Origin of the sequence: Bradyrhizobium sp. AZCC 1588 (genome assembly GCF_036924735.1) — a bacterium.
In the GTDB taxonomy this organism is placed as follows: domain Bacteria; phylum Pseudomonadota; class Alphaproteobacteria; order Rhizobiales; family Xanthobacteraceae; genus Bradyrhizobium.
This window is the reverse complement of sequence record NZ_JAZHSC010000001.1, coordinates 6,074,151-6,094,010: the sequence shown is the minus strand read 5'-3', so window position 1 is coordinate 6,094,010 and position 19,860 is coordinate 6,074,151. Positions and strand designations below refer to the sequence as shown.

Below are 19,860 nucleotides of genomic sequence, written 5' to 3'. Positions count from 1 at the left end.
GAAGGGTCAACCCGCTTGGAGAACTTCACTATTGACCGGAACGGCGGTGCTGCGAGGTGGAGGAGCGCTCTCCGCCGCGGCGAATGGAGCTGGCTCAGGCAGCCGCTCCAGCCGCAGCGAATTCAGTGCGACGACAATGCTTGAGCCTGCCATCACTGCCGCCGCCCACACCGGCAGGAGTAATCCGGCCATCGCCAGACCCACGGCGATGAGATTATAGCCGAACGCCCACGCCAGGTTGGTGAGTATAGTCGCGCGAACGGCGCGAGCGACGTCGATCACCCACGGCAGCATCCATAGCCCTCCCGGAGGGAGCACGACCGCAGCAGCCTCGCGGGCGAGGTCAGTCGCCGAACCAACCGCAATCCCCACATCGGCTCCGGCCAACACCGGCGCGTCATTAAGGCCATCACCGACCATCGCGGCCATGCCACGGTTCCGCCGTCGCCGTTCCAGCGCCGCGCGCTTGGCCACAGGCAAAAGGCCTGCCTCGATGTCGTCGCTCGCGATCCCGACTGCTGCGGCAATTCGCTGTGCGGCCGCCGGAAGGTCGCCGGTCAACAGTATCGCGAGCACTTTGCGGCAACGCAAAGCTTCGACCGTCGCGCGCGCCTCTGGGAGCGGCGTATCGTCAAGCGACAGCACGGCACGCACCCGCTCGCCCCAGCCGACATAGATCACTGAGTGGCCCGTCGCTTCGCGCAATCGCCCGCGCTCGGCCAGATCGGACGCCAGCCACCAATTCAGCTCACGCATCAAGATCGCGCTGCCGGCCACCACGGTCCGACCGTCCGACTTGCCACGGATGCCACGCCCCGGCACGACTCGAACGTCGTGGATGGCGACTGGCTCGAGCCCGCGCGCAGCTGCCGCTGCAGCTATGGCGCGGGCCAAGCCGTGCTCGGAATGACGCTCCAGTCCGGCGGCATGCGCGAGCACCACATCGGCGCTGGTTCCATCGCTGTCGATAGCGACAACGCGCGCCTGACCCGAGGTGAGCGTGCCGGTCTTGTCAAAGGCGATCAGCCGGATGCGCGCCAGCGCCTCAAGCGCGGCTGGGTCGCGCACCAGGCAGCCGTGTCGGGCCAGCCGTCCAATGCCCAGCGAGGTGGCCATCGGTGCCGCCAGCCCGACTGCGCAGGGACAGGCCACCACCAGTACCGCAAGGCCGATCAATAGCGCACGGTCGAACGGTAAGTGCTGCGCCCAGTACACCGACGCTCCAATGCCCAGCACGAGGATAATCGGCACGAAGACGCCTACAATGTTGTCGGCGAAACGCTGGCTCGGGCTGCGGCGGATCAATGCATCCCGTACCGATCGACAAATCTGCGCCCAGCGGGTCGCGTTTGCCACGCCGCAGCTTTGGATCAAGAGCGGCCCGTCAAGATTGATGCTGCCGGCGATCACATGCGAGCCGACGCCCTTGGCGATCTGCCGGCTTTCGCCTGTGATCAGGGCCTCGTCAGTGTGCGATTCGCCCTCCATGATCATGCCGTCGACGGGAATGCGTTCGCCCGGCCGAACTCGAACCAGCACACCTGCGTCAACCTCGCGCACCGGCCGGCGGTACTCTCCGTCGCCAACGACGACGGTGGCCCACTCACTTTCCGCGGCCAAGAGTGGCTGCAGGTCACGCGCCGCCCGTGCACGCCCGGCGGCGTCGAGATAGTAGCCCGCGGTGAACAGCATCAGCACCATGGTGGCCGTATCGAAGTAAACCTGTGGGCTGCCCTCGATGGTGGCAAAAGCGGAATAAAGGTAGGCGGCGCCGACGCCGAGCACGATGAGTGCCGAGGAGGTCAGGCGCCCCTCCATGCCGTGGAGCCACGCCTCGCGGAGAAACGGTCCGCCGAGAATGATCACCGCGGGCGTTGCGAACAGCCAGAGCAGAAGATGAATCCAGGGAAGCATATCGGCATCCGCGCCGCTGAAGGCGTCGCTGTACAGGAGCAGGCTGAACAGCATGATGTTCATGGAGAGAAAGCCGCCGACACCGAGCCGAATCAGCAGCCAAGCGGCCTCCCATTCCTCGGTTTTGCCGTGCTTGACCTGGTAGGCGATACAGCAGCCGTAGCAGCAGAATGCGCAAGCCTCACCGTTCACCGTGAGTCGCATCGCCCGCCGCCCGATGGGTAACAGGCAGTGGCTGCACAGCGCATGGTCCTGGGCCGTCATGCTGGTTCTGTCCAGCCATGCGCGAAGTGCACGGCGAAGGGCAGGATGCCGCGGCCGACGGTAACGAGACCGAGCAGCAGGATGCAGCTGCCCGCTAGCCATACGCCCCGTTGCCGCCACGCTGGCGCCAGCGCTTGACCAACGCCGCCCGTCAGCAGCAATGCGGGGAAGGTCCCGAGCCCGAAAGCGGCCATGGTAAGAAAGCCGTGCAGTGCCCCGGCCGTGCTCGCTGCCTGGGCTGCAAAGGCGTAGACCAGCGGACAAGGCAGGAAGCCGTTGAATACGCCAAACGCGAGCGGGGCGGCATGTCCCGGCGCCGTCAACAGGCTGCGCAGCGATGCCGCGAGCGTACTGGCGCCGAAGCCGGCCGTGACGCGATGCAGGTGCGGCAGCAGGCCAAAGAACTGCAGCGCCATGGCGATCATCAGCAGTCCGGCGAGGATCGCGAGAATTCGCTGACCCGTGTCAAGCGGACCGCTCAGCAGCGGGACGGTCGTTCCCTGCGGCGTGCATATGACCTGACCGACGGCGCCCGCGAGTCCGCCGAGAAAGCAGTAGGTCGTCAATCGACCTGTATTGTACAGCAGATGGCGCAGAACTGTCGCGCCGCGTCCCTGCGGATCGCGGCCCAGCGCACAAGCGAACCCGCCGCACATACCGATGCAGTGAAAGCTCCCTGCGAACCCTGCGACAAAGATCACGAGATAGGCGGCCATCGGCAGATTGCCCTGCCCATCCAACGCTTGTGCAGCGACGGCACCACTTCGCCGCCGCTACCCACGCACGAGATAGGCGACCCAAACGAAGAAGGCGACGGTGGCTATCGCGAAGCCGACTAACGCGATGATCTGGATCGCACTCGCATCGGCGAGCGAAAAAACCGGATTCTCGATCATGCGCGCCCTCCTGGTCAGCCGAAATAGACACGGACTACGTTTATGGCTAACTCGATGAACAGGAACAGCAGATTCAAGGCCACGAGGGCGAGAATGATCCTGGCTACCAGCACCTTCTGCTCCTTCAGAACCGGCAATTCCTGCTCCTTTATTTCGAATCGGAATCAGTCAGTCACCAGCTTGCACGTGGGTCGGGATCGCTAGACACGTCCCGGTCCCAGCCCACCCCAATAGACGACGAGATAATACAGCGCCCAGATGAAGAGGACGGCATAGACAACCAGCAGCCACATGGGAATGTAGCCGTGGCGGGACTGAATAGTGCCGCCGGCATACTCCTCCATCTCCTCCGTATCGGCGGGTGAGCTGTTATTCGCCGTCGTGTTTGGCGTTCGCGTCGGATCCGTCATCGCCGATCTCCCTCTGCAGGAAACGTATGGATGCATCGTTGGCGCCGCTGAAGGCGCCCGAGAGCACGCCCCAAATGAAGACGCAGAGTGCACCGAGACTCATCATCAATGCTGCAATGTAGGGGCCGACGATCTCGAAATAGATGGTCATCGCTCATTACTCCTTGGCGGCCCGTTGTTCGGCCGCACCGTTCCCGCTGCGACCGGCAAGGACGCTGGCGCGGCTCGCGGCACGGCCGCTTGGAGCGTAGGCTTTGTCGGGCGTACCGGCCTCGAGCGCGGGATCGTTGAGCGCCCTGCGATCACTGGGGGCGATCGGCAGCGGTTCACCCGACAGCGGATCCTTGTAGGCCGACAGCGCAAGCACGTAGTAGGAGAGCGCCCAACGGTCCTCTTCCGACAGCGGATCCCGGTAGGATGGCATCGGTGTGCCGCTCAACCCGGTCGTCATGGTGCGGAAGATGTCCTCAACTGTAGGACCTGACTTGAATTGGCCAGCGGTAAGGTCCGCCGGAGGGCTCGGAAAGCCCAGATCGTCCTTCAGCCCGGGAGCCTTTTCGCCATCACCCTTCCCGGTCTGACCATGACACTCCCAACACTTTGCACTCTGCCACACATCCTTGGCGCGAGTGAGCATCTGCTCAGACGGAACAGGCGGCCGCCCGATGTACAGGGGCGCGCCTGGCGGTTCTTCCTTGAAATACGCATAGGGCTTTGCGGGGTCGGAACGGTCGACCGCCAGTTCAAACTTGATGTACTGAATGACGGCGAGGCGGTCGATTATATGCAGCTCGTGCCAGGCCGGCATCGCCGTGCCCCGAACGCCGCGTGTAATGGTGCGCAGAAGGTCGCCGTCGGTTGGCAACGGCTCCTTGGTCAGCCTGAACTTGAAAACCGCCGCAGCGAAGCTTCGCGGGCGCTGCTTGTACATAAAGGTTGCAGCTGGTCCATTGCCGTCACCGCTCTCCCCGTGGCAGCCGAGGCATCGCCGCTGATAGACCTCTTTGCCGTAGGCGATCCATTCACTCGATCGCGGCACCGTAGCATCCGTAACGTCGAGCTTTTGCGGCTCAAACAGGTCCCGCCACTTGCCGCGATTCATGCCAAGTTTTTGAAGATAAGCGATGAGCCCCTGCAGCGCTTCTGTCTCGGCGGCGATGTTGACGGTGTCGCCTGTATATTCCTTGTTCGGTGTCCAAATGATCGGAGCTTTGCCGCGCGCCGCCATGGGCACAAACAGAAGTCCATCGGCGTTCGGCGTGAGCTTAACCTGCTCCTTGCTTTCGAATGCGAAGAGCTTCTCAGTAGCTGGCGTTCGTTCCAGGCTACGATTACCAGCTCCGTCATCGACGATCTTGACTCGTTCCGCGGACGTCTCGAACAGTCCCCGAAAAGGCGCCATATTCGAATCCGGCGAGAGCATTCGGGGATTCCAGAAATGCGCGAGATGCCATTCGTCGCTGAACTTGAGCCCGACCCGCGTCAGATCCGGCCCAATACGCCGGGTGCCCCATAGGTGCGGCACGTCGAAGGCGTATTCGCCTGCTTCGGAGACCGGACCCCAACGGCGCGTCTCGCCGGTCACCGGACGCACGTATTGCGAATGGCAGTACCAACACCCCTCGCGCAGATACACCTGGCGACCGAGCTGCTGCAGCGGCGTATAATCAGTGGCATCGGTCACCATCCATTTGAGCTGGCCAAAATCGGTGCGGACCACGGCGGTCACGTCGGTCGTCCGCGCCGTCGGCTCAATAAAGGGTAGGATGCCCTGGGTGACCACGGCGAGGAAGAAGAAGAAAACCCCGGCTACCAGAGCGACAAAGCGCGCACTCATTCAGCTGGCCCTCCGGCGGGAATCGGGGCTGCACCTGGGGCTGCGATGGGCTCTCTTTCCTCGGCCGGTCGACTGAGCGCGGTCATCATAAGATTGAAGACGAGCAGGGACATCCCGATGTCCATGGTGATGCCGCTGAGCGTACGCACCAGCCAATAGGCTTTCATCCGGACCACCGTGTCGAGCCACTCGGTGCCATTCATCCATTCGAAGCCTTGCTGCAGACCTCCAGCGGTCAGCACCAGACCCATGGTCGTAATACCGACGGTGATCAGCCAGAACGACCAGTTGCCAAGGGTCCATGACCAAAGCTCGCGTTTGAACGCGCGCGGCCACACGTAAATCAGACCGCCCATCGCCCAGACCACGAACGTGCCGAAAACGGTGAGGTGCGAGTGTGAGATGACGAAGTCGGTGAAATGGGTGGGCTGCTGGATCGAGCGCAACGCCTCGGTCGAGCCCTGGAAGCAACCCGCCAGATACATCAGCGAGCCCATGATCAGGAACTTCGCGGGGAGATTCTTCCCGAAACCATCCCAACGCCCCTTCACTGTGCCGAAGAAGTTCACCAGCACCGTCCACACGGGAATGATCAGCAACATGGAGGTGATGATCGCGAGAGTCTCGGTCCAGTCGGCGATCGGGCTATACAGATAATGGTGGATGCCGACGAAGGGATAGAACAGCGCGAGCGACCAGAAGCCCACCAGCGACAACTGGTGTGCATAGAGCGGATTCCGCACGCTGACCGGCAGGAAATAGTAGATGAGCACGTAGCCTGCCGGCGTGATCCATAGTCCGACAATGTAGTGGATATAGAGACCGTGGAACGCAGCGCTGTTAATGCCTGGAATCGTATAGGGGAGGATAAAGCTGCCCAGCAGCAGATTCATCGTCGTCCATACGAAGGCCCCAATGAGATACCAGAGCGCCACATAGAGCGGTGCCTCGAGACGTTGAGCGATGGTGAAAAGGAACTGTGCCGTCGTCGCCGCGATGACGATGAAGATGGGAATCTCGGCGAAGAGCGGGAGCTCGCCCGCCTCCAGACCATGGTTCTGCGCAAAAGGCAGCGAGATCAGCCCCGCCGCCAAGCTGATGTTATACAGCCATGCCAGCGGTACGCCCCATTGTGCCCATGGTACCCGCACGCCGCAGAGGCGCGGGACCAGATAGTGACATTCGCCGATGAAGAGGGCGGAAAAGGCGCCGAAGATGACGCCATTGACATGAACCGGCCGCAACCGGCCAAAGGTCAGCCCTAGATTACTGGTCCCGAGATAATCCGGATAGTTGAAGAGACCCGAGATCGCCACGCCGATCGAAGGCGTAACGAGGAGCCAGAACATGCCAAAATAAAGCCAGGTTCGGACCACCCGCCAATCGACCAGATCATCCAAGTTGACGCCGCTGAACCTGCCGCGCAGTCTCTCTGCAGGAAACACCTCCGCCATGGAGCATTCCCCCTTGCCTGTCTGTTAGCGCCCTCTCTAATGTTCCCGGATAGACGCAGCTTCGACAGCAATGACCCGCGCTAGAAGCCTCCGCTTCGCAGCATCGAAATCAGAACTTGCCCGGGTTCAACACCGAGCCGCTCTGCGACCAGTAGATGTACGCTTCCAAGGCCTTCATCGCTTCCGAGTCGTCGGCGATCTTTTCTCCCTGGTTCGGTTTCTCGATGCACCAGTTGATCATGTCGCGCAGCGTCGCGAACTTGGCCATCTGCGCCTGGAACTTCGGGAACGTGGCGGGGTGCGTATCGGCCGTCATGGGGTGGCACATAGCGCAGGCCATTCCCGTTTTGGACAACACGACACCCATCGCTTCCTCGGTTGCTGCGTCACCGTGGAACAGCAGGTCGCCCTTGCGGACCTGCTCCATGAACACTTGCTGGTAGGAGTTCAGCAGTTGCGGCGTCACCGGATCCTTGTGTGCAACCGCAGGGCCGACCAGAACGGCCAGCGCTACCGCCGGGGCAGCGCGGAACAGGGTGAAACTCCATGTAATGGGCGCGGTCATGACCATTCCTCCTAGTATGGCCAGATATTGTCGGCGATTCGAGGCCGCAAAACTTCGGGAATGCTCTTCGCATAGTCATCTGGGGACTGCGCGAATACCTGCTTGCGCCACATGACGTATTCGGCTTCGACTTTGTCCTGGGCGCCGACGTCGATCTTGGCCCAACCTACGCCGTCAAAGTGATCACCGGGGTCGACGCGTATCATCGGCTTTGTAAGCTTCGGCACCCCCTCCGGCGCGTACGGCCAAGGCCACGAGGTTGCCAGCATGCCGATCGAGCGCATGGTGCCGATTTCGTTGTAGAGCACCTGATGCGTGTGACCGTGGATGTTGGTGACTTTGGTGTAGGGCTTGAGCACCTCGTTCACCTCGCGCCAGTCGCGCACCCAGAAGTTCCACGGCGGATAGTACTCGTAGAGCGGATTGTGGCTGAAGATGACGACCGGCCGGTTCGGATCCCATGTAGCAAGCGTCTTCTGCAGCCAGTCGAGCTGATCGCGACCGACGCCCGCCCACGCGCCAGCGACCGTGCCGTCGAGCGTGGCCATGTGACCCATGCGCTCCTCGGGACTCATCTTCCTCGCCGTCCAATAGTCCGGGCCGCGACTGACGGTGTCGAGCCCGACGAAGCGCACGCCCTTGTGGTCGAAGGTCCAGTGGGGCTGACCGAACAGTTCGCCCCATTTCTTGCCCATGTCGAGATACCAATCGTGCTCGCCCGGGATGAAGACCTTGCGAATGTTGATTTCTTTCAGGATCTCCACGCCGAGTTCGAGTTCCTCGACCTTGCCAAGCTGGGCCAGGTCGCCGCCAAAGATCAGGAAGTCGGCCGGCGGACTCATGGCCTGCACCTCCTTGGCGGCACGCACCGTCTTCTCGACGAAGCGCGTATTGAGGGACTTCGGATAGAGATGGGTGTCGGAGATCCAGGCAAACTTGAATGGCGCTTCAGCCGCATAAGCGATGTCGAGGGTGTTGAGCAGCGGCCACCAAGCGAAGGTCTCGGCTACGGTCGCGGCTCCGACGAGACATGATTTGTGAACAAAGGTGCGCCGGGTAATCCGCAGCGAGGGGTCGGGATGCACCCCGGGCTGTTGGAGCACCGCGGCCATTTCACGCCGATCGCGCTCAAGCTCGGACATGGGTTTCCTCCCTTGCGATGGGTCGTTACAAGACGTCACTCCTTTGCCGCACGGCGAATCTGACTCTTCGCGACCTCGCTACGTTCTTGTTCCTTCGGCTCGATTGTCGCGTGTCGAGCCGCGGACGTCGTTACTTGCCGGAGCCACCTTGCATCGAAGCGGCGCCCTTCTTCAGTTCGATGTTCAGATCGCTCGGCTTCCCCGCCGCAACGGTCACCGCTTGCTCGTTCGGACCGGTGAAGGGGTGGTACACGAGCAGCTTGTAGTTTCCGGCCGGAACGTCGGAGATGGTGAATTTGCCGTCGGCACCGGTAATGGCGTAGTAGGGATTGTCGGCGACATAGATAAACGCTTCCATCCAGCCATGTGCGTCACAATCGATGCGCACCTCGCCCGGCCGCGGCAATTCGACGGGAATTCGCTGACCCTGGTTGGGGAGCGCGAGGTTGAACACGGTGCGCTTGCCGTAATAACCGTGCGTGTTGTGGAGCATTGGATCGCTGTTGACGACGTCCAGGCCGCCCACACGTATCACCTGGATGTTGGGTTCGAACTTGCACTTCTTGTTGTCGATCTCCGGCTTCTTGGCATCCGCCGGCCAGGCTTTTCCCTTCGCGATATCGGCCAGATACACGACGGCGTTCTGCACCGCCTTGTCCGGCCCGACCTGGATGAGCGTCTCCTCGTAGGGGCCGCCGCAGACCTCGATGTCCTTTGTCGGAATTACCTTTCGGGTGCCGGGGGGTCCGTTGAATACGACCTTACCGGTGATCGATCCGCCGCCCGCGACCGTGCCCGCTTCGTAGGCTGGCGCCGGGAGCGGCGTTGCCACCGCCGCGACCATCGACGACGCCCCTATCAGCCACTTCATGGCTAAGCCAGTCATCACAGCACTCTCTTGATCTTTGATGTCCGCAGGAAATTTCGTCGAGAGCTAACCGCCATTTACAGGGACTAGGAAAATCAGAACTGCTTTGCGAGACCTTAAGCAAAGCTTATGAAGCTTGAGGGCAAAAATCGTCTAAGAAACACCTGCTGAAACGAGATGGAGATTTGTGGCGGATAAGCACCGTCGCCAGGGGGAGGCATTTGATGCGTCGCCGTCCCATATTTTCGCACCTCGGGCGGGCAATGCCTTTCGGGATTGCTGTCGCGACCGTCTTGGTGTTGAGCCAACCGCTCGTACGCGGAGCCAACTCGCCGGTAACAATCGGCGGTCCGTTCACCCTCACCTCACCTGACGGTACGACGGTCACGGATCAGACCTACCGTGGGAAATGGCTTCTGGTCTATTTCGGCTTCACTTCGTGCCCCGATAGCTGCCCGACGGCACTCCTTGAGATTGCCGCCGCGCTCGAGGAGCTCGGCCCCGACGCCGACAAGCTCCAACCGTTGTTCATCACAGTCGATCCGCAGCGCGATACGTCGGCCGTCATGGGGAACTACACCCACTCATTTGATCCGAGGATCGTCGGGCTCACGGGCACGCCGCAGCAGATCGCTGCCGTTGCCCAGGGGTATGGGGTCTACTACGCACCTCATAAGAGCGGGCCGGACGCTAAGAACGACCTCATGGACCACAGTACCTATCTCTACCTGATGGACCCTGAAGGCAAATTCGCGCGCGGGTTCGACGCCAACACGCCAGGCGACCGCATCGCCGAGGCGGTGCGCGGCGCGATGGCAAAGGCTCGCGAGAATGCAAGTCATCAGGGACGATCAACGCAATGAGAGCGTGTCTTGACCAAAGGGGTTGCGCGGGGCGCTCGAGACTGTCGCAGCCAGGGAGGCTGCCGTGAATTACGACGGCTATTTCCTTGATGCCCTCGCGCGGTTACGGGACGAACGGCGCTACCGCGTCTTTGCTGATCTTGAGCGCATCGCTGGGCGTTATCCCCGCGCCATCTGGAACTCGCCTGCGGGCCCGCGCAGCGTCGTGATCTGGTGCTCCAACGACTATCTTGCCATGGGGCAGCACCCGAAGGTGATCGGCGCTATGGTTGAAACCGCGACCCGCATGGGCACCGGAGCCGGCGGCACGCGTAACATCGCCGGCACCAGTCATCCGCTGGTCGAGCTTGAGCACGAGCTGGCGGACTTGCACGGCAAGGAGGCGGCGCTCGTATTTACATCCGGCTACATCTCGAACCAGACCGGTATTGCTACGATTGCCCGGCTGATGTCAGGCTGTGTGATCCTGTCCGACGAGCTCAACCACAACTCGATGATCGAGGGCGTGCGCCAGTCCGGGACGGAAAAGCATATCTGGCGCCACAACGATCTCGGACACCTCGAAGAGCTGCTCAAACGGGCCGATCCCCAACGGCCGAAGCTGGTTGTGTTCGAGAGCCTCTATTCCATGGATGGTGACGTCGCACCCATCAACGGCATTTGTGATCTTGCCCAGCGTTACGATGCAATGACCTATTGCGACGAGGTGCATGCGGTCGGCCTGTACGGCCCGCGAGGCGGCGGCATCACAGAACGCCAAGGCGCCGCGCAGCGCGTCGACGTCATTGAGGGAACGCTTGCCAAGGCCTTCGGCTGTCTTGGCGGATACGTTGCGGGCGATGCCGCGCTGATCGATGCGGTGCGCTCATACGCGCCTGGCTTCATTTTCACCACAGCTCTTCCGCCGGCGATTTGTGCCGCCGCAACCGCGGCGATCCGCCACCTCAAGAACTCCAACTGGGAGCGCGAGCAGCATCAGTACCGCGCGGCGCGCACGAAGGTAGTGCTTACGGCGGCCGGGCTCCCGGTCATGCCGAGCGAAACGCACATCATACCGGTCCTCGTCGGTGATCCGGAGAACTGCAAGGCGGCCAGCGACCTCCTGCTCACCGAACATGGAATCTACATCCAGCCGATCAACTACCCGACCGTGCCGCGTGGTACGGAGCGGCTGCGCATCACGCCTTCGCCACATCACGACGACGGCATGACCGACGCGCTCGCCAAGGCGCTGATCGATGTCTGGGAGCGGCTCGACCTTCCGCGCGAGGACCGGGCGCTCGTGCAGATGAGCGCGTAGATCTGGACGGCATCCTGAAGGCGCGAGTTGCCGCGAAGGATCGATCGCGAGTGGGCACAGGAGGAGTTGGCTTGTCACCTTCAAGGACTGTGATTTCGGGCATTTTCGACGATGAGGCATGTAGGCTTGCACTCCTCAGAACGTCGAAGAAAAATATGCAACATCGTAGAACTGAGTAGCGGGAGAGCGACTCGAGCTCCCGTCATTAGAATTCGTCGCTCTAACGCTGAACCAGCCACCCCCCTGCCCGCCGGGAAAGACGAAGGTCGGTCCCGTTCTCCATTTCAGATGAGTGAGTTCAGCTTCTCGATCGAAAGCGGAGCATTCTGCTCCAATCAATCCGATCCGTCCGCGTCGCACGCACCCCGACGTCTACAACACGCCTCGGAGAGAGCTGCTCAGATTTGCCATTAATAGACTTCTCTTGATCTCCCAGTGCACACCTCGTGCACACGCCGCCTTCTAACTGATTGAAGAATTTGAACTCTCGCTCCAATCCATCATTGGGCATATTGGTCATCAGGTCACGCGCATCCGCTTGGACGTCCGTTCCTTCGCAGCGGCAAGAAGGCTGACCTCGACATTCGGTCCGCTCTTTCCCTTTTGGATTGAGACGCCGCCTTGGCTGTCATAGAGCGACACCGGCATGAGGCAGTGGGTTGCTCAAAGACTAATCGGCAGGGTGCTGCCCGGGTGTCGTCTGACGGAAACGCAGCTCGGGAGGCCGCGCAGTCGCGCACGGATGAGAGCACGAGCCCGCCGATTTCTACGCTGGGCTACGCCACTGCCCCTCGTGAGCAGATGGTGGCTTTCCTTCGCGGGGCGTTGGTCAAATAAAGATGTAACGACCACAAGAGCAAGCACTGGATCAAGACGCGCGAGATCAAACAGGGAAGATTTGGACGAAACAAAGCACCACTGCGAGTAACAACGTGGGAGTAAAAATAGCGAAAATACTTTTCGCAACAATGGGTTATTGCCTTTGGTGCGCTCGGAGGGCGCTCGCATTTGTTGCGATATCAACGGGTTGCAAGGATCTGTCAAGGCATAAGGTGCATTTCGACCCCGAAAGTGCCTTTGAAAAGGTGACGCTTTGAGGTCATCCCAAAGCCCGCACCCGCGCATGCGAACCTGCCGCGAGGCTCCCTGGCTTTGACCGAGCGTCCGACCGCCGGTGGCTGATACCAACGTCCTCTGGCTGTTCCAGACCATATCTTCAATCGAGAGCATGCGATCAGCTCCTGCGTCTGGCACGTTGATGGTCCAAACAAGAGTCATGCTGCGAATCTTTTGGACACCAACGACCGTTCGATCCCACCGTCAAACCGATGATTTGATCCATCGATACTGAAAATAACGCAATGGTCTTGGGCTCGCCTAGAGCTGTGAAGAGCCATCGAGGAATCAGCGGCGTTAGCATAAGAAAACGCGCTGCGGCGAGGCCACCGGAATCAAAGCTCCTTGATCGGCTTACATTTCTGAGGGGGCGCATCACTTTCGATGAGCCCTGCCCTCCGAAGGCAAAGGTCACACGTTCGAATCGTGTCGGGTGCGCCAGTTTTTTGTTATACAGCGCGATATCCACTCTTGGGACTGAGACTCCCGCTGTGCCGCATTCGAGCGAGCAAATCTGGTGGGAAAATCGTGGCCGACCGCAGATAGCTTGGCAACTGACGATGTCGGTCAGAAGCTCGCCAGTCTAAGAACAGTAAGTTAAGTGGTCGGGTTGGACTCGTAGGCCGCCGCTCGAACGATTGTGTAGACGCTTTGCAGGGCGCTAAATTGTGTCCGGCTCGTCCTTTGCAATCGTAGCTTTTCTGTTCGCCAGCAACCGCCGGATGTGATCCAGGACCGGTTTGTAGTCTGCAGGTTTGCCGGCAGCCGGGCTCTCGTCGCACAGGTTGCCGGCACTCTGCAAGGCTTTCGCCACAGTGCCGGCCAACATCAATTCCACGTCTGGGAAATGCGATCTGATCCAGGCTGAGAGCGCAAATCCGCTCTCGGTTGGCGAGTGTACGTCGATCAAGGCTACGTCGATCCGCAGCTTGCCATTCGAGAATGCCTGTCGAGCTTCTTCACCGCTGGCCGTCTCAATAACGCTGTACCCGCAGTCTCGAAGGTATTGGGCGAGCGGTTGGCGAACGAGGATCTCGCTCTCCACCACCAGAATTGTGTTTGCAGTCATGTTACTTCAGTGGCTCGCCCGCAATATTTGCGAGCAGTTGCACGATGCACTGGATGTCATACGGCTTGGAGACAAATTTGCCGATCCGAGTCGCTTCCTTCTCGTTTGTGATGTCGGCGGAAGCTATAATGATTGGCAAGTTCGGAAGCCTGCTGCGGACCCGCTCTGCCAGAGTGAGCCCATTGAGGTCGCCGGGTGTGCGAACATCGGTCAAAAGCAGGTCCGGCAACTCTCCCGCTTCAAGGAAGGCCCACGCTTCGTCTGCGGTCACTGCCTCGACCACATGAAATCCTGATCCCCGAAGCGCAACTGCTATGTCGACCCGAACGAAAAACTCGTCCTCGACGAGCAGTATCCGAGTCGGTCTTCGGTCCAGCTCCTCCATTGGAGCAAATTCCATGGGGTCCTCCCTCACGGCTTGGACCTAACTTGTCGGGACGGCTAGGGTTCCAAGTCCAAGTTGTCCATCGGACGGGGTCGAAAAATGCCGCAAATCCGGCGACCGACGCTCGATGCGCTCGCGGAGGACTGCCGCCGGCCTGAACCAAGGACTGAGGACGAGGGCGAGAGCGCGGTGGGCCTCGGCTCCTACGTCGGAGCTTCCTTGAGGAGGCCGTTCGACGAGCCGGCGGCGGAGGTGTTGCGGTCACCCGATCAGTTGACGCTAGGAGAGCCGGTCACCTATGACGTAAGAATCCACGGCGTGTTCAAGACGAACGGCGCATGCCGCATTGAGATTTTGGATCAGAGGAAAATCGTCTCGGGCAAGATTGCCGACGCTACGCTCGAAGCGCCTCACAACGTCTACACGAAGGCTCTCGATGAAGGGGCCATCCTCCGTGTTGTTGCCCAACCGACAATGAAAGACGGTAAGCTGCATCGGCTGTTCATTACGGGCGCGAGGCTCGCGCCGAAGCGACGCGCCGCGAAAACCTAAGCCGCTGGGCGCGGCATGCCTGCGAAGCAGGTCGCGTGTCGCGGCATGATAGGTAGCGGCGCGCTTGGCCCGAATTTAACGATGTCCGCGAGTAAAGGCCCCCTTTTTGACGGCCCATTTCAATAAGCGTGCTTTGGTGCGCTAATTTTTTCCTCCCCCAGGGAGGAGTGAAGAATGCTTCGATTGCCAGAAAACGTTCGCTCTACTCTTCGCACTCTAAGCGCGTTCAAGGACGTTGCTGATAGACTTCGCGTGCCACTGCCCGCCGGCGCCGTCGCGACGACTCCCGGCATACAACCGTTAACCATCCGTTAACCATAGCTATTCATGATGCTACTCGTGTGTGTTCGCGATGAGCTTGAACTACATGGCGCAGCGTAATTCCAGAGCGTCAGTTGGAGGGGAGGAGGACGTCCTGACCTTTCCCTCACCGCTAGCACCAGACAAGGGAGCAACAGCCCTCGATCTGGTATGTCAAGCGGCCGATGTCTTCCGCGGTATGGAGAAGCACGCACGCGATGCCGAAGCCCGTGCCCAGTCGCTTTGCACAAGCGCCTTAGAAAGATTGCGGCTTGCCGAAATGCGAGCGGAGGCCGCCGAGCGGGCACAACGTGAACTCATCGTCACCGCTGAACGTAAGCTGCAACATGCGTGCCGAGCGCTGGAACAAGCCCAGTCCTTTATTGAAGCTCAGGAGGATAAGTTGACGGCCGTAGAGCTTCGTGCCGAAGTTGCTGAAGCTGAAGCGCGACAAGCCAAGGAGGTGCTCGCGCTCGTTGAAGAGGCCATTCGCAAGCGTCTGCTTTGCGCAAACCCGGATGCTGATAGCAGGTTGACAGCGGTAGCCTGATCCATTGCGACTGCCATGGCTCACTGAGTGCTACCGTGGCAGGTGCGGCACGAGCGAACACCCCTGCTGTGAGCTTGACGGCAGCCGCCTCCTTTAGGCCAACCATTTGAAATCGGGCGACGCATGGGTCGAGGTTCAAGTACGCATGTACCGCGCGCGCCAATTCAAAATGACAGAGCCGAACGATAACTGGTTATTAACCAAGTTGGATTATCTGGAGAGTTGGGCATTCGGGGCGCGTGTGCTGGCTTGCGGGCCAGCCGGTAGCGTAGGCGTGGACCCATGGCCCTTGACCCGGAAGAGTTCGTCACCCTCACAGATCACGGCTCGATGAAACTGCGCGCGGCAGTTTCGCGCGCGATGACATTGCTACCCAAGGAACGCAAGCGGACAACAATCGTCCGCGAGGGTGAACCGGCGATCCTGAATTTCGACCAGATCAAGAACCTAGCGGCGCAGTGGAACGAACGGCTCGTGCCAATCGACTAGTTTCGCCGTGCTAGGTTCAATCGGGCCGCGCCCCAGCCGAAGCGGTAGTTGATCCGCAGGGTGACCATATCGACGAAATTTTTCCCTCCCCGGAGCCAGGACGGATGAAGCATGCTTGCCGGTTCCCTCAACAAAAAAGCATTCTTCACGTCGAAGTTTTTCCCCCTGCGGCGGTGTCTGGCGTTGTCGCCTACCGGTTTATTGATTGCCGCGCTCGTCCTCCCGTTGCTTTACATCTGATGACGAAGGGAGAATCCTTGTTTCTTCCGAATGTTCCCGGGCGCTGGAGCAGCAGCAATTCAGGAATGAATACGACCCGTAGTATTGAAGATCTAATTTGTTGAGTCGGAGCCTTTGGGCGTGGCGTTTCAGCGCAAAAAAGCGGCGGTGATCGGCGCGAAGGCGCCCTTCCCCGGTTTCGTCGAGCCCGCGCTGGCGACGTCGATCGAGAAGGTGCCGTCCGGCGACCGCTGGATCCATGAGATCAAGTTCGATGGCTATCGCGTCCAGCTCCATATCCACAATGATGCGATCAAGGTTTTCACCCGACGCGGCAATGATTGGACCAGAAGCTTTAGCAAAGTCGCGGCCGACGCCTATCTGATCAACGCCGGCAGCGCGATCATCGACGGCGAGCTGGTGGCGCCGGCCGTCGATGGCACCACGGATTTCTCGGTGCTGCAGAACGAGCTGCGCGGCAAAGTCAACACGGATCATCATGGTTGCTTTCGACCTGATCTATCTCAACGGCCAGGACATACGAAAGCTGCCGCTGATCGAGCGCAAAGCGCATCTTAAAAAGTTAATCGAGAAGACGGCGATCCAGTTCAGCGAAAGTTTCGAGGTCGACAGCAAAGAGATGTTCGCGCACGCCTGCAAGGTCGGCCTCGAAGGCGTCGTCTCCAAAGTCCGCGACAGCCGCTACCCATCGGGGCGCGGCAGGGACTGGGTCAAGAAAACCTGCGCCCAGCGCGAGACGCTGACCATCGCGGGCTTTGCCCTCGATGGCAACGACCGGGACGGCATCTACGTCGGCCGCCGCAAGGGCGATGACCTGATCTATGCCGGCAAGGTCGATCACGGCTTCGACAAGCAATCATCCGCCGAGCTGCGCAAGCGCCTGACGCCACTGATCCGAAAAACCTAGCCCTATGCCAAGCGGATCGCGCACAAGGGCATCTGGGTTGAGCCGGAATTGCTTGCCGAAATCGAGTACCGAGCCAAATCGGGTGAGGGCAAGGTGCGCCATCCCTTCTTCAGAGGCCCACGGGAGGACCTTGATGGATGATTTCGATCGGTTCTGGGAATGGGCAAACAAGCCGCTCGACAGTCTGACGATCCTGGCCGACATTCATCGTCATGTCGCTACCGCCGGAAGCGCGGCGCGACCGCGCCAAGGTCAATGAGGCCCTGGTACAAGAGACCGGCCGTAACTCAGACAGACGAGTACGCCTGAGCCTGACGTCGGGCCACTGGGGACGAGTGGTGAAACGATCGCAAAAAATCACCTTCAGCGAAATGCACGAATCGGGTTCGTCGCGCGTCTTGGTCTATTGTTCCGATTACAAATGCGGCCGCTCAATAGAGGTGGACGCTGCTATGTGGCCGGTGGTCGCAACATTGGCGCGGAACATCAGCGAGCGCCGGCCATTGTCCTGTTCGCTTAGCCGGGGCGCTACCGGAGGAACGAATTCATGGCATACCAACCCAATCCGAACGATCTCCATCGTGCGGGCCGTAGTAAAGAGGAAATGCGGCGTCGCGATAATGAGCTGCAAGCCGATCCCCAGCTCGCCGAAGGTCCCGCCAGCGGCACCAAGGTCGCAATGTACGCCATCGCCATCGCAGTTGTGCTGGGTGTCGTGTTCTACGGCCTGAACAACAACAGCGTGGACCAGGCGGGCACCACGCCGCCCAGCGAGACCGCGCAGCAGACCCAGCCGGCCAACCCTGCGGGGCCTTCGGGCAAGACCAACACCGAGCCCGGCACGACCACGGGCGCGGCGACGACCAACCGTCCGACGCCGCCGTCTCCGAACCCCACAGGTACGCAAGTCGATCGCAGCAAACAGTAAAGGTCGACCGTCCGAATTGACGTGCAGCGGGCCTATCGGCCCGCTGCTTTTGTGGCTAGCTGTAAGGCCCACGCAACGCAGCGCTGACTTATTCGCCTAGGCTTGGTAGGTCGATCACGAAATTGCTAGGGTCCAGTTGGCGCTAGCCAACGACTCGGCCTGGCGGGCTTTTTTTGCAACTCCCTGGTCGCGCCCCGGCGTGATTAGAAGCGCGGAGGAGCCGGCCGGCTCGGTAGCAAGCGCTCCAGAGATGCTTTCGTGCTCGTACGTACGATTTAACCCTGGGTTGAGTCAGCGAAGAAGACGAAGATCCGATGAGAAAGCACCCTAGCCAAAATCACGGCGTCCGTAGCCGCTGCTAAAGGGATGGCTCAAAAGGCGCTGGCGAGCACCCCAACCGCCCCCCAAAGACAATACCACGCGGGCGTTACACCGCATGGCCTGATGCCGGGACTGTCCCGCTCCTCGCAAGATTCCGTCGCCGCTAACACAACCGCGGACCGGCGGAGACGTCCGGCCGACGCTGGCAAAAAGTAACCCGTCGGGATGAGCCCGGGGGGATTACTTAGAAGCCGGCGAGCCACTGACCGAGCATGGCGAGCCACGTACTCACACGGAAAGAAACAGGCCCGCGCCAGGGGCGGTCGCCCGCGCACGCCGGAACGTTTTAGCCCGTAGCGAGTCCTAGAGGCGATTGATCTCGGTTTGCTGTTGGATCGAACATGGAAGACGCGGCCGCCTATACGATCTCGGCCTTCATCGTCTGCTTCGGTCTTTGGATCCTTATTGCCGGCCTAAGCTCTAGTGCGCGCCCGCTTTATGGATTTGCGCTGCTCTCATCCCCACAGCGATCGGCTACTGAGCGCTTTCGGCCGCACTTAAAATCCATCCCCTTCGGGGGTCCCGATAGTATGCCGACGTGGGAATACGGCAGCAATGGCTCAGCCAGTAACCGATGGGGTTTTCGAAACCTCAATCGTCTGTCTCAAGACCTGGCACTGCTTGTCCGAGGTCAGAAATGCGATATCCGACGCATCCCGGCCACTGCCGATGCGGATAATCCCTTCAATCGGCGCAAGCTGCGTCGCGTCAATCAGCCACCAACTATTTTCGAGATAAACTTCGAAGACTGCGTGGGAGTCAGGCGGGTCCAGTTGAAGCGCATACGCGCTGACGGCGCGGGCCGGAATGCCGAGTGCGCGAGCCAGCGTGATGCCCAAATGCGCGAAATCGCGGCAGACGCCCGCGCGGTCTATAAACGTCCGCTCCGTGGTCGTCTCAGCGTTGCTGACGCCCGACACATAGTCAACGTTGCGATGAATCCAATCCAAGATCGACATAACTCGCGCCACGCCGTCGCCGGCTCCGCCGAACTCGCGTTGCGCAAATCGCATGAACTTGTCCGACGGGCAAAAGCGGCTGGGCAGGAGAAACGGGAGCACGTCGGTGGGAAGGTCCGACCATAGATGCTGGTGACCGGCCGGCGGCAGGAGCTGCCGAAGATTGTTTTCCACCACGGCCTGATAACGGATCGCCACTTCGCCAGAGAACGAGGCGCGTATGCTCCGGTCACCGTATGATGTCTTGTCGAAGAGCAATAGCGCCGGTGGCTGAATGTCGAGCGATTCCGAAAGGATTTTTTGATCGCTCGTATGTGAAGCCTCAATGATAGCGATAACCTGCGTTGCTTGCGCGAAAGCATAGACGAGTTCGGCCTTGATCAAGAGTTTAATGCGGCCCTCAAGCCAAACCAACCAGGGCACCCTGGCGTGAATTATGATCAGGTGTTCCAAGTGCGAACGCGGTGACGA

The 19,860-nt window shown here is 60.4% G+C and carries 21 protein-coding genes and 1 pseudogene; 8 read left to right on the top strand and 14 right to left on the bottom strand.

Features of this window, described 5'->3' with window-relative positions:
* Window positions 1–6: 6 nt before the first annotated feature.
* From V1277_RS28270 to V1277_RS28220, 11 genes are all read right to left on the bottom strand, one after another.
* Window positions 7–2,178 carry a heavy metal translocating P-type ATPase gene (locus tag V1277_RS28270; RefSeq protein ID WP_334419122.1) on the bottom strand — a complete coding sequence of 724 codons (2,172 nt, stop codon included), beginning with the start codon at window positions 2,176–2,178 and terminating at the stop codon, window positions 7–9.
* Complete coding sequence (locus tag V1277_RS28265; RefSeq protein ID WP_334419121.1) at window positions 2,175–2,894, bottom strand: sulfite exporter TauE/SafE family protein; 720 nt, start codon at window positions 2,892–2,894, stop codon at window positions 2,175–2,177. Before V1277_RS28265 ends, V1277_RS28270 begins: the two co-directional genes overlap by 4 nt.
* Window positions 2,895–2,951: 57 nt before the next feature.
* Window positions 2,952–3,074, bottom strand: a complete 123-nt coding sequence (locus tag V1277_RS28260) for a hypothetical protein (RefSeq protein ID WP_334359520.1) — start codon at window positions 3,072–3,074, stop codon at window positions 2,952–2,954.
* A gap of 14 nt (window positions 3,075–3,088) precedes the next feature.
* The gene (locus V1277_RS28255) at window positions 3,089–3,211 is read right to left on the bottom strand and encodes a hypothetical protein (protein ID WP_334376150.1); all 123 of its coding nucleotides are present in this window, start codon (window positions 3,209–3,211) and stop codon (window positions 3,089–3,091) included.
* 63 nt (window positions 3,212–3,274) lie between these two features.
* Window positions 3,275–3,484 carry a hypothetical protein gene (locus tag V1277_RS28250; protein ID WP_334419120.1) on the bottom strand — a complete coding sequence of 70 codons (210 nt, stop codon included), beginning with the start codon at window positions 3,482–3,484 and terminating at the stop codon, window positions 3,275–3,277.
* Entirely contained in the window at window positions 3,444–3,635 is a 192-nt protein-coding gene (locus V1277_RS28245) for a hypothetical protein (RefSeq protein ID WP_334376151.1), read from the bottom strand. The genes V1277_RS28250 and V1277_RS28245 overlap by 41 nt, the downstream gene beginning before the upstream one ends.
* Window positions 3,636–3,641: 6 nt before the next feature.
* A complete protein-coding gene (locus V1277_RS28240; protein WP_334419119.1) occupies window positions 3,642–5,321 on the bottom strand; it encodes a cbb3-type cytochrome c oxidase subunit II in 1,680 nt (559 codons plus the stop codon).
* Window positions 5,318–6,775 carry a cbb3-type cytochrome c oxidase subunit I gene (locus V1277_RS28235; protein WP_334419118.1) on the bottom strand — a complete coding sequence of 486 codons (1,458 nt, stop codon included), beginning with the start codon at window positions 6,773–6,775 and terminating at the stop codon, window positions 5,318–5,320. The genes V1277_RS28240 and V1277_RS28235 overlap by 4 nt, the downstream gene beginning before the upstream one ends.
* A gap of 109 nt (window positions 6,776–6,884) precedes the next feature.
* Window positions 6,885–7,340 carry a c-type cytochrome gene (locus V1277_RS28230; protein WP_334419117.1) on the bottom strand — a complete coding sequence of 152 codons (456 nt, stop codon included), beginning with the start codon at window positions 7,338–7,340 and terminating at the stop codon, window positions 6,885–6,887.
* An 11-nt stretch (window positions 7,341–7,351) separates the two neighbouring features.
* The gene (locus V1277_RS28225; protein ID WP_334419116.1) at window positions 7,352–8,482 is read right to left on the bottom strand and encodes a metallophosphoesterase family protein; all 1,131 of its coding nucleotides are present in this window, start codon (window positions 8,480–8,482) and stop codon (window positions 7,352–7,354) included.
* 130 nt (window positions 8,483–8,612) lie between these two features.
* Window positions 8,613–9,368 (bottom strand): carboxypeptidase regulatory-like domain-containing protein, encoded by a 756-nt coding sequence (locus tag V1277_RS28220; RefSeq protein WP_442894525.1) that lies wholly within the window; start codon window positions 9,366–9,368, stop codon window positions 8,613–8,615.
* Window positions 9,369–9,574: 206 nt separating this feature from the next.
* On the opposite strand from V1277_RS28220, the gene V1277_RS28215 reads away from it, so the two are divergent.
* Complete coding sequence (locus V1277_RS28215; protein WP_334419115.1) at window positions 9,575–10,213, top strand: SCO family protein; 639 nt, start codon at window positions 9,575–9,577, stop codon at window positions 10,211–10,213.
* Window positions 10,214–10,277: 64 nt separating this feature from the next.
* Complete coding sequence (gene hemA / locus V1277_RS28210) at window positions 10,278–11,513, top strand: 5-aminolevulinate synthase (RefSeq protein WP_334419114.1); 1,236 nt, start codon at window positions 10,278–10,280, stop codon at window positions 11,511–11,513.
* A 1,777-nt stretch (window positions 11,514–13,290) separates the two neighbouring features.
* Here the strand turns inward: hemA and V1277_RS28205 are convergent.
* Together V1277_RS28205 and V1277_RS28200 are read right to left on the bottom strand one after the other, a co-directional pair.
* Entirely contained in the window at window positions 13,291–13,698 is a 408-nt protein-coding gene (locus V1277_RS28205) for a response regulator (protein ID WP_334419113.1), read from the bottom strand.
* A 1-nt stretch (window position 13,699) separates the two neighbouring features.
* Window positions 13,700–14,098, bottom strand: coding sequence for a response regulator (locus V1277_RS28200; protein ID WP_334419112.1), 399 nt, complete (start codon window positions 14,096–14,098; stop codon window positions 13,700–13,702).
* Between the two features lie 84 nt (window positions 14,099–14,182).
* Between V1277_RS28200 and V1277_RS28195 the strand changes: the two genes are divergently transcribed.
* The 6 genes and pseudogenes from V1277_RS28195 (at window position 14,183) to V1277_RS28170 (ending at window position 18,049) form a co-directional block, all read left to right on the top strand.
* Window positions 14,183–14,635 (top strand): DUF7947 five-stranded beta-barrel domain-containing protein, encoded by a 453-nt coding sequence (locus tag V1277_RS28195; RefSeq protein ID WP_334419111.1) that lies wholly within the window; start codon window positions 14,183–14,185, stop codon window positions 14,633–14,635.
* A 352-nt stretch (window positions 14,636–14,987) separates the two neighbouring features.
* Complete coding sequence (locus tag V1277_RS28190; protein WP_334419110.1) at window positions 14,988–15,485, top strand: hypothetical protein; 498 nt, start codon at window positions 14,988–14,990, stop codon at window positions 15,483–15,485.
* 282 nt (window positions 15,486–15,767) lie between these two features.
* Window positions 15,768–15,974 carry a hypothetical protein gene (locus V1277_RS28185; RefSeq protein ID WP_057849544.1) on the top strand — a complete coding sequence of 69 codons (207 nt, stop codon included), beginning with the start codon at window positions 15,768–15,770 and terminating at the stop codon, window positions 15,972–15,974.
* A gap of 360 nt (window positions 15,975–16,334) precedes the next feature.
* A pseudogene (gene ligD / locus V1277_RS28180) lies at window positions 16,335–17,262 on the top strand (non-homologous end-joining DNA ligase).
* Window positions 17,255–17,380 carry a hypothetical protein gene (locus V1277_RS28175; protein WP_334419109.1) on the top strand — a complete coding sequence of 42 codons (126 nt, stop codon included), beginning with the start codon at window positions 17,255–17,257 and terminating at the stop codon, window positions 17,378–17,380. Before ligD ends, V1277_RS28175 begins: the two are co-directional and overlap by 8 nt.
* A gap of 288 nt (window positions 17,381–17,668) precedes the next feature.
* Entirely contained in the window at window positions 17,669–18,049 is a 381-nt protein-coding gene (locus tag V1277_RS28170) for a hypothetical protein (RefSeq protein WP_108522363.1), read from the top strand.
* 941 nt (window positions 18,050–18,990) lie between these two features.
* Here V1277_RS28170 and V1277_RS28165 read toward each other — a convergent pair.
* On the bottom strand, window positions 18,991–19,773 hold the full coding sequence (locus tag V1277_RS28165) for a transglutaminase-like domain-containing protein (RefSeq protein ID WP_334419108.1): 783 nt from the start codon (window positions 19,771–19,773) through the stop codon (window positions 18,991–18,993).
* Window positions 19,774–19,860: the final 87 nt, after the last annotated feature.

Coding starts and splice junctions, on each gene's coding strand:
- V1277_RS28260 (WP_334359520.1), bottom strand. CDS start 3,074: ATGATCGAGAATCCGGTTTTTTCGCTCGCCGATGCGAGTGCGATCCAG.
- V1277_RS28235 (WP_334419118.1), bottom strand. CDS start 6,775: ATGGCGGAGGTGTTTCCTGCAGAGAGACTGCGCGGCAGGTTCAGCGGC.
- V1277_RS28185 (WP_057849544.1), top strand. CDS start 15,768: ATGGCCCTTGACCCGGAAGAGTTCGTCACCCTCACAGATCACGGCTCG.
- V1277_RS28265 (WP_334419121.1), bottom strand. CDS start 2,894: ATGGCCGCCTATCTCGTGATCTTTGTCGCAGGGTTCGCAGGGAGCTTT.
- V1277_RS28250 (WP_334419120.1), bottom strand. CDS start 3,484: ATGACGGATCCGACGCGAACGCCAAACACGACGGCGAATAACAGCTCA.
- V1277_RS28245 (WP_334376151.1), bottom strand. CDS start 3,635: ATGACCATCTATTTCGAGATCGTCGGCCCCTACATTGCAGCATTGATG.
- V1277_RS28175 (WP_334419109.1), top strand. CDS start 17,255: ATGGATGATTTCGATCGGTTCTGGGAATGGGCAAACAAGCCGCTCGAC.
- V1277_RS28170 (WP_108522363.1), top strand. CDS start 17,669: ATGGCATACCAACCCAATCCGAACGATCTCCATCGTGCGGGCCGTAGT.
- V1277_RS28200 (WP_334419112.1), bottom strand. CDS start 14,098: ATGGAATTTGCTCCAATGGAGGAGCTGGACCGAAGACCGACTCGGATA.
- V1277_RS28220 (WP_442894525.1), bottom strand. CDS start 9,368: ATGACTGGCTTAGCCATGAAGTGGCTGATAGGGGCGTCGTCGATGGTC.
- V1277_RS28195 (WP_334419111.1), top strand. CDS start 14,183: ATGCCGCAAATCCGGCGACCGACGCTCGATGCGCTCGCGGAGGACTGC.
- V1277_RS28205 (WP_334419113.1), bottom strand. CDS start 13,698: ATGACTGCAAACACAATTCTGGTGGTGGAGAGCGAGATCCTCGTTCGC.
- V1277_RS28215 (WP_334419115.1), top strand. CDS start 9,575: ATGCGTCGCCGTCCCATATTTTCGCACCTCGGGCGGGCAATGCCTTTC.
- V1277_RS28240 (WP_334419119.1), bottom strand. CDS start 5,321: ATGAGTGCGCGCTTTGTCGCTCTGGTAGCCGGGGTTTTCTTCTTCTTC.
- V1277_RS28230 (WP_334419117.1), bottom strand. CDS start 7,340: ATGACCGCGCCCATTACATGGAGTTTCACCCTGTTCCGCGCTGCCCCG.
- V1277_RS28190 (WP_334419110.1), top strand. CDS start 14,988: ATGAGCTTGAACTACATGGCGCAGCGTAATTCCAGAGCGTCAGTTGGA.
- V1277_RS28225 (WP_334419116.1), bottom strand. CDS start 8,482: ATGTCCGAGCTTGAGCGCGATCGGCGTGAAATGGCCGCGGTGCTCCAA.
- V1277_RS28270 (WP_334419122.1), bottom strand. CDS start 2,178: ATGACGGCCCAGGACCATGCGCTGTGCAGCCACTGCCTGTTACCCATC.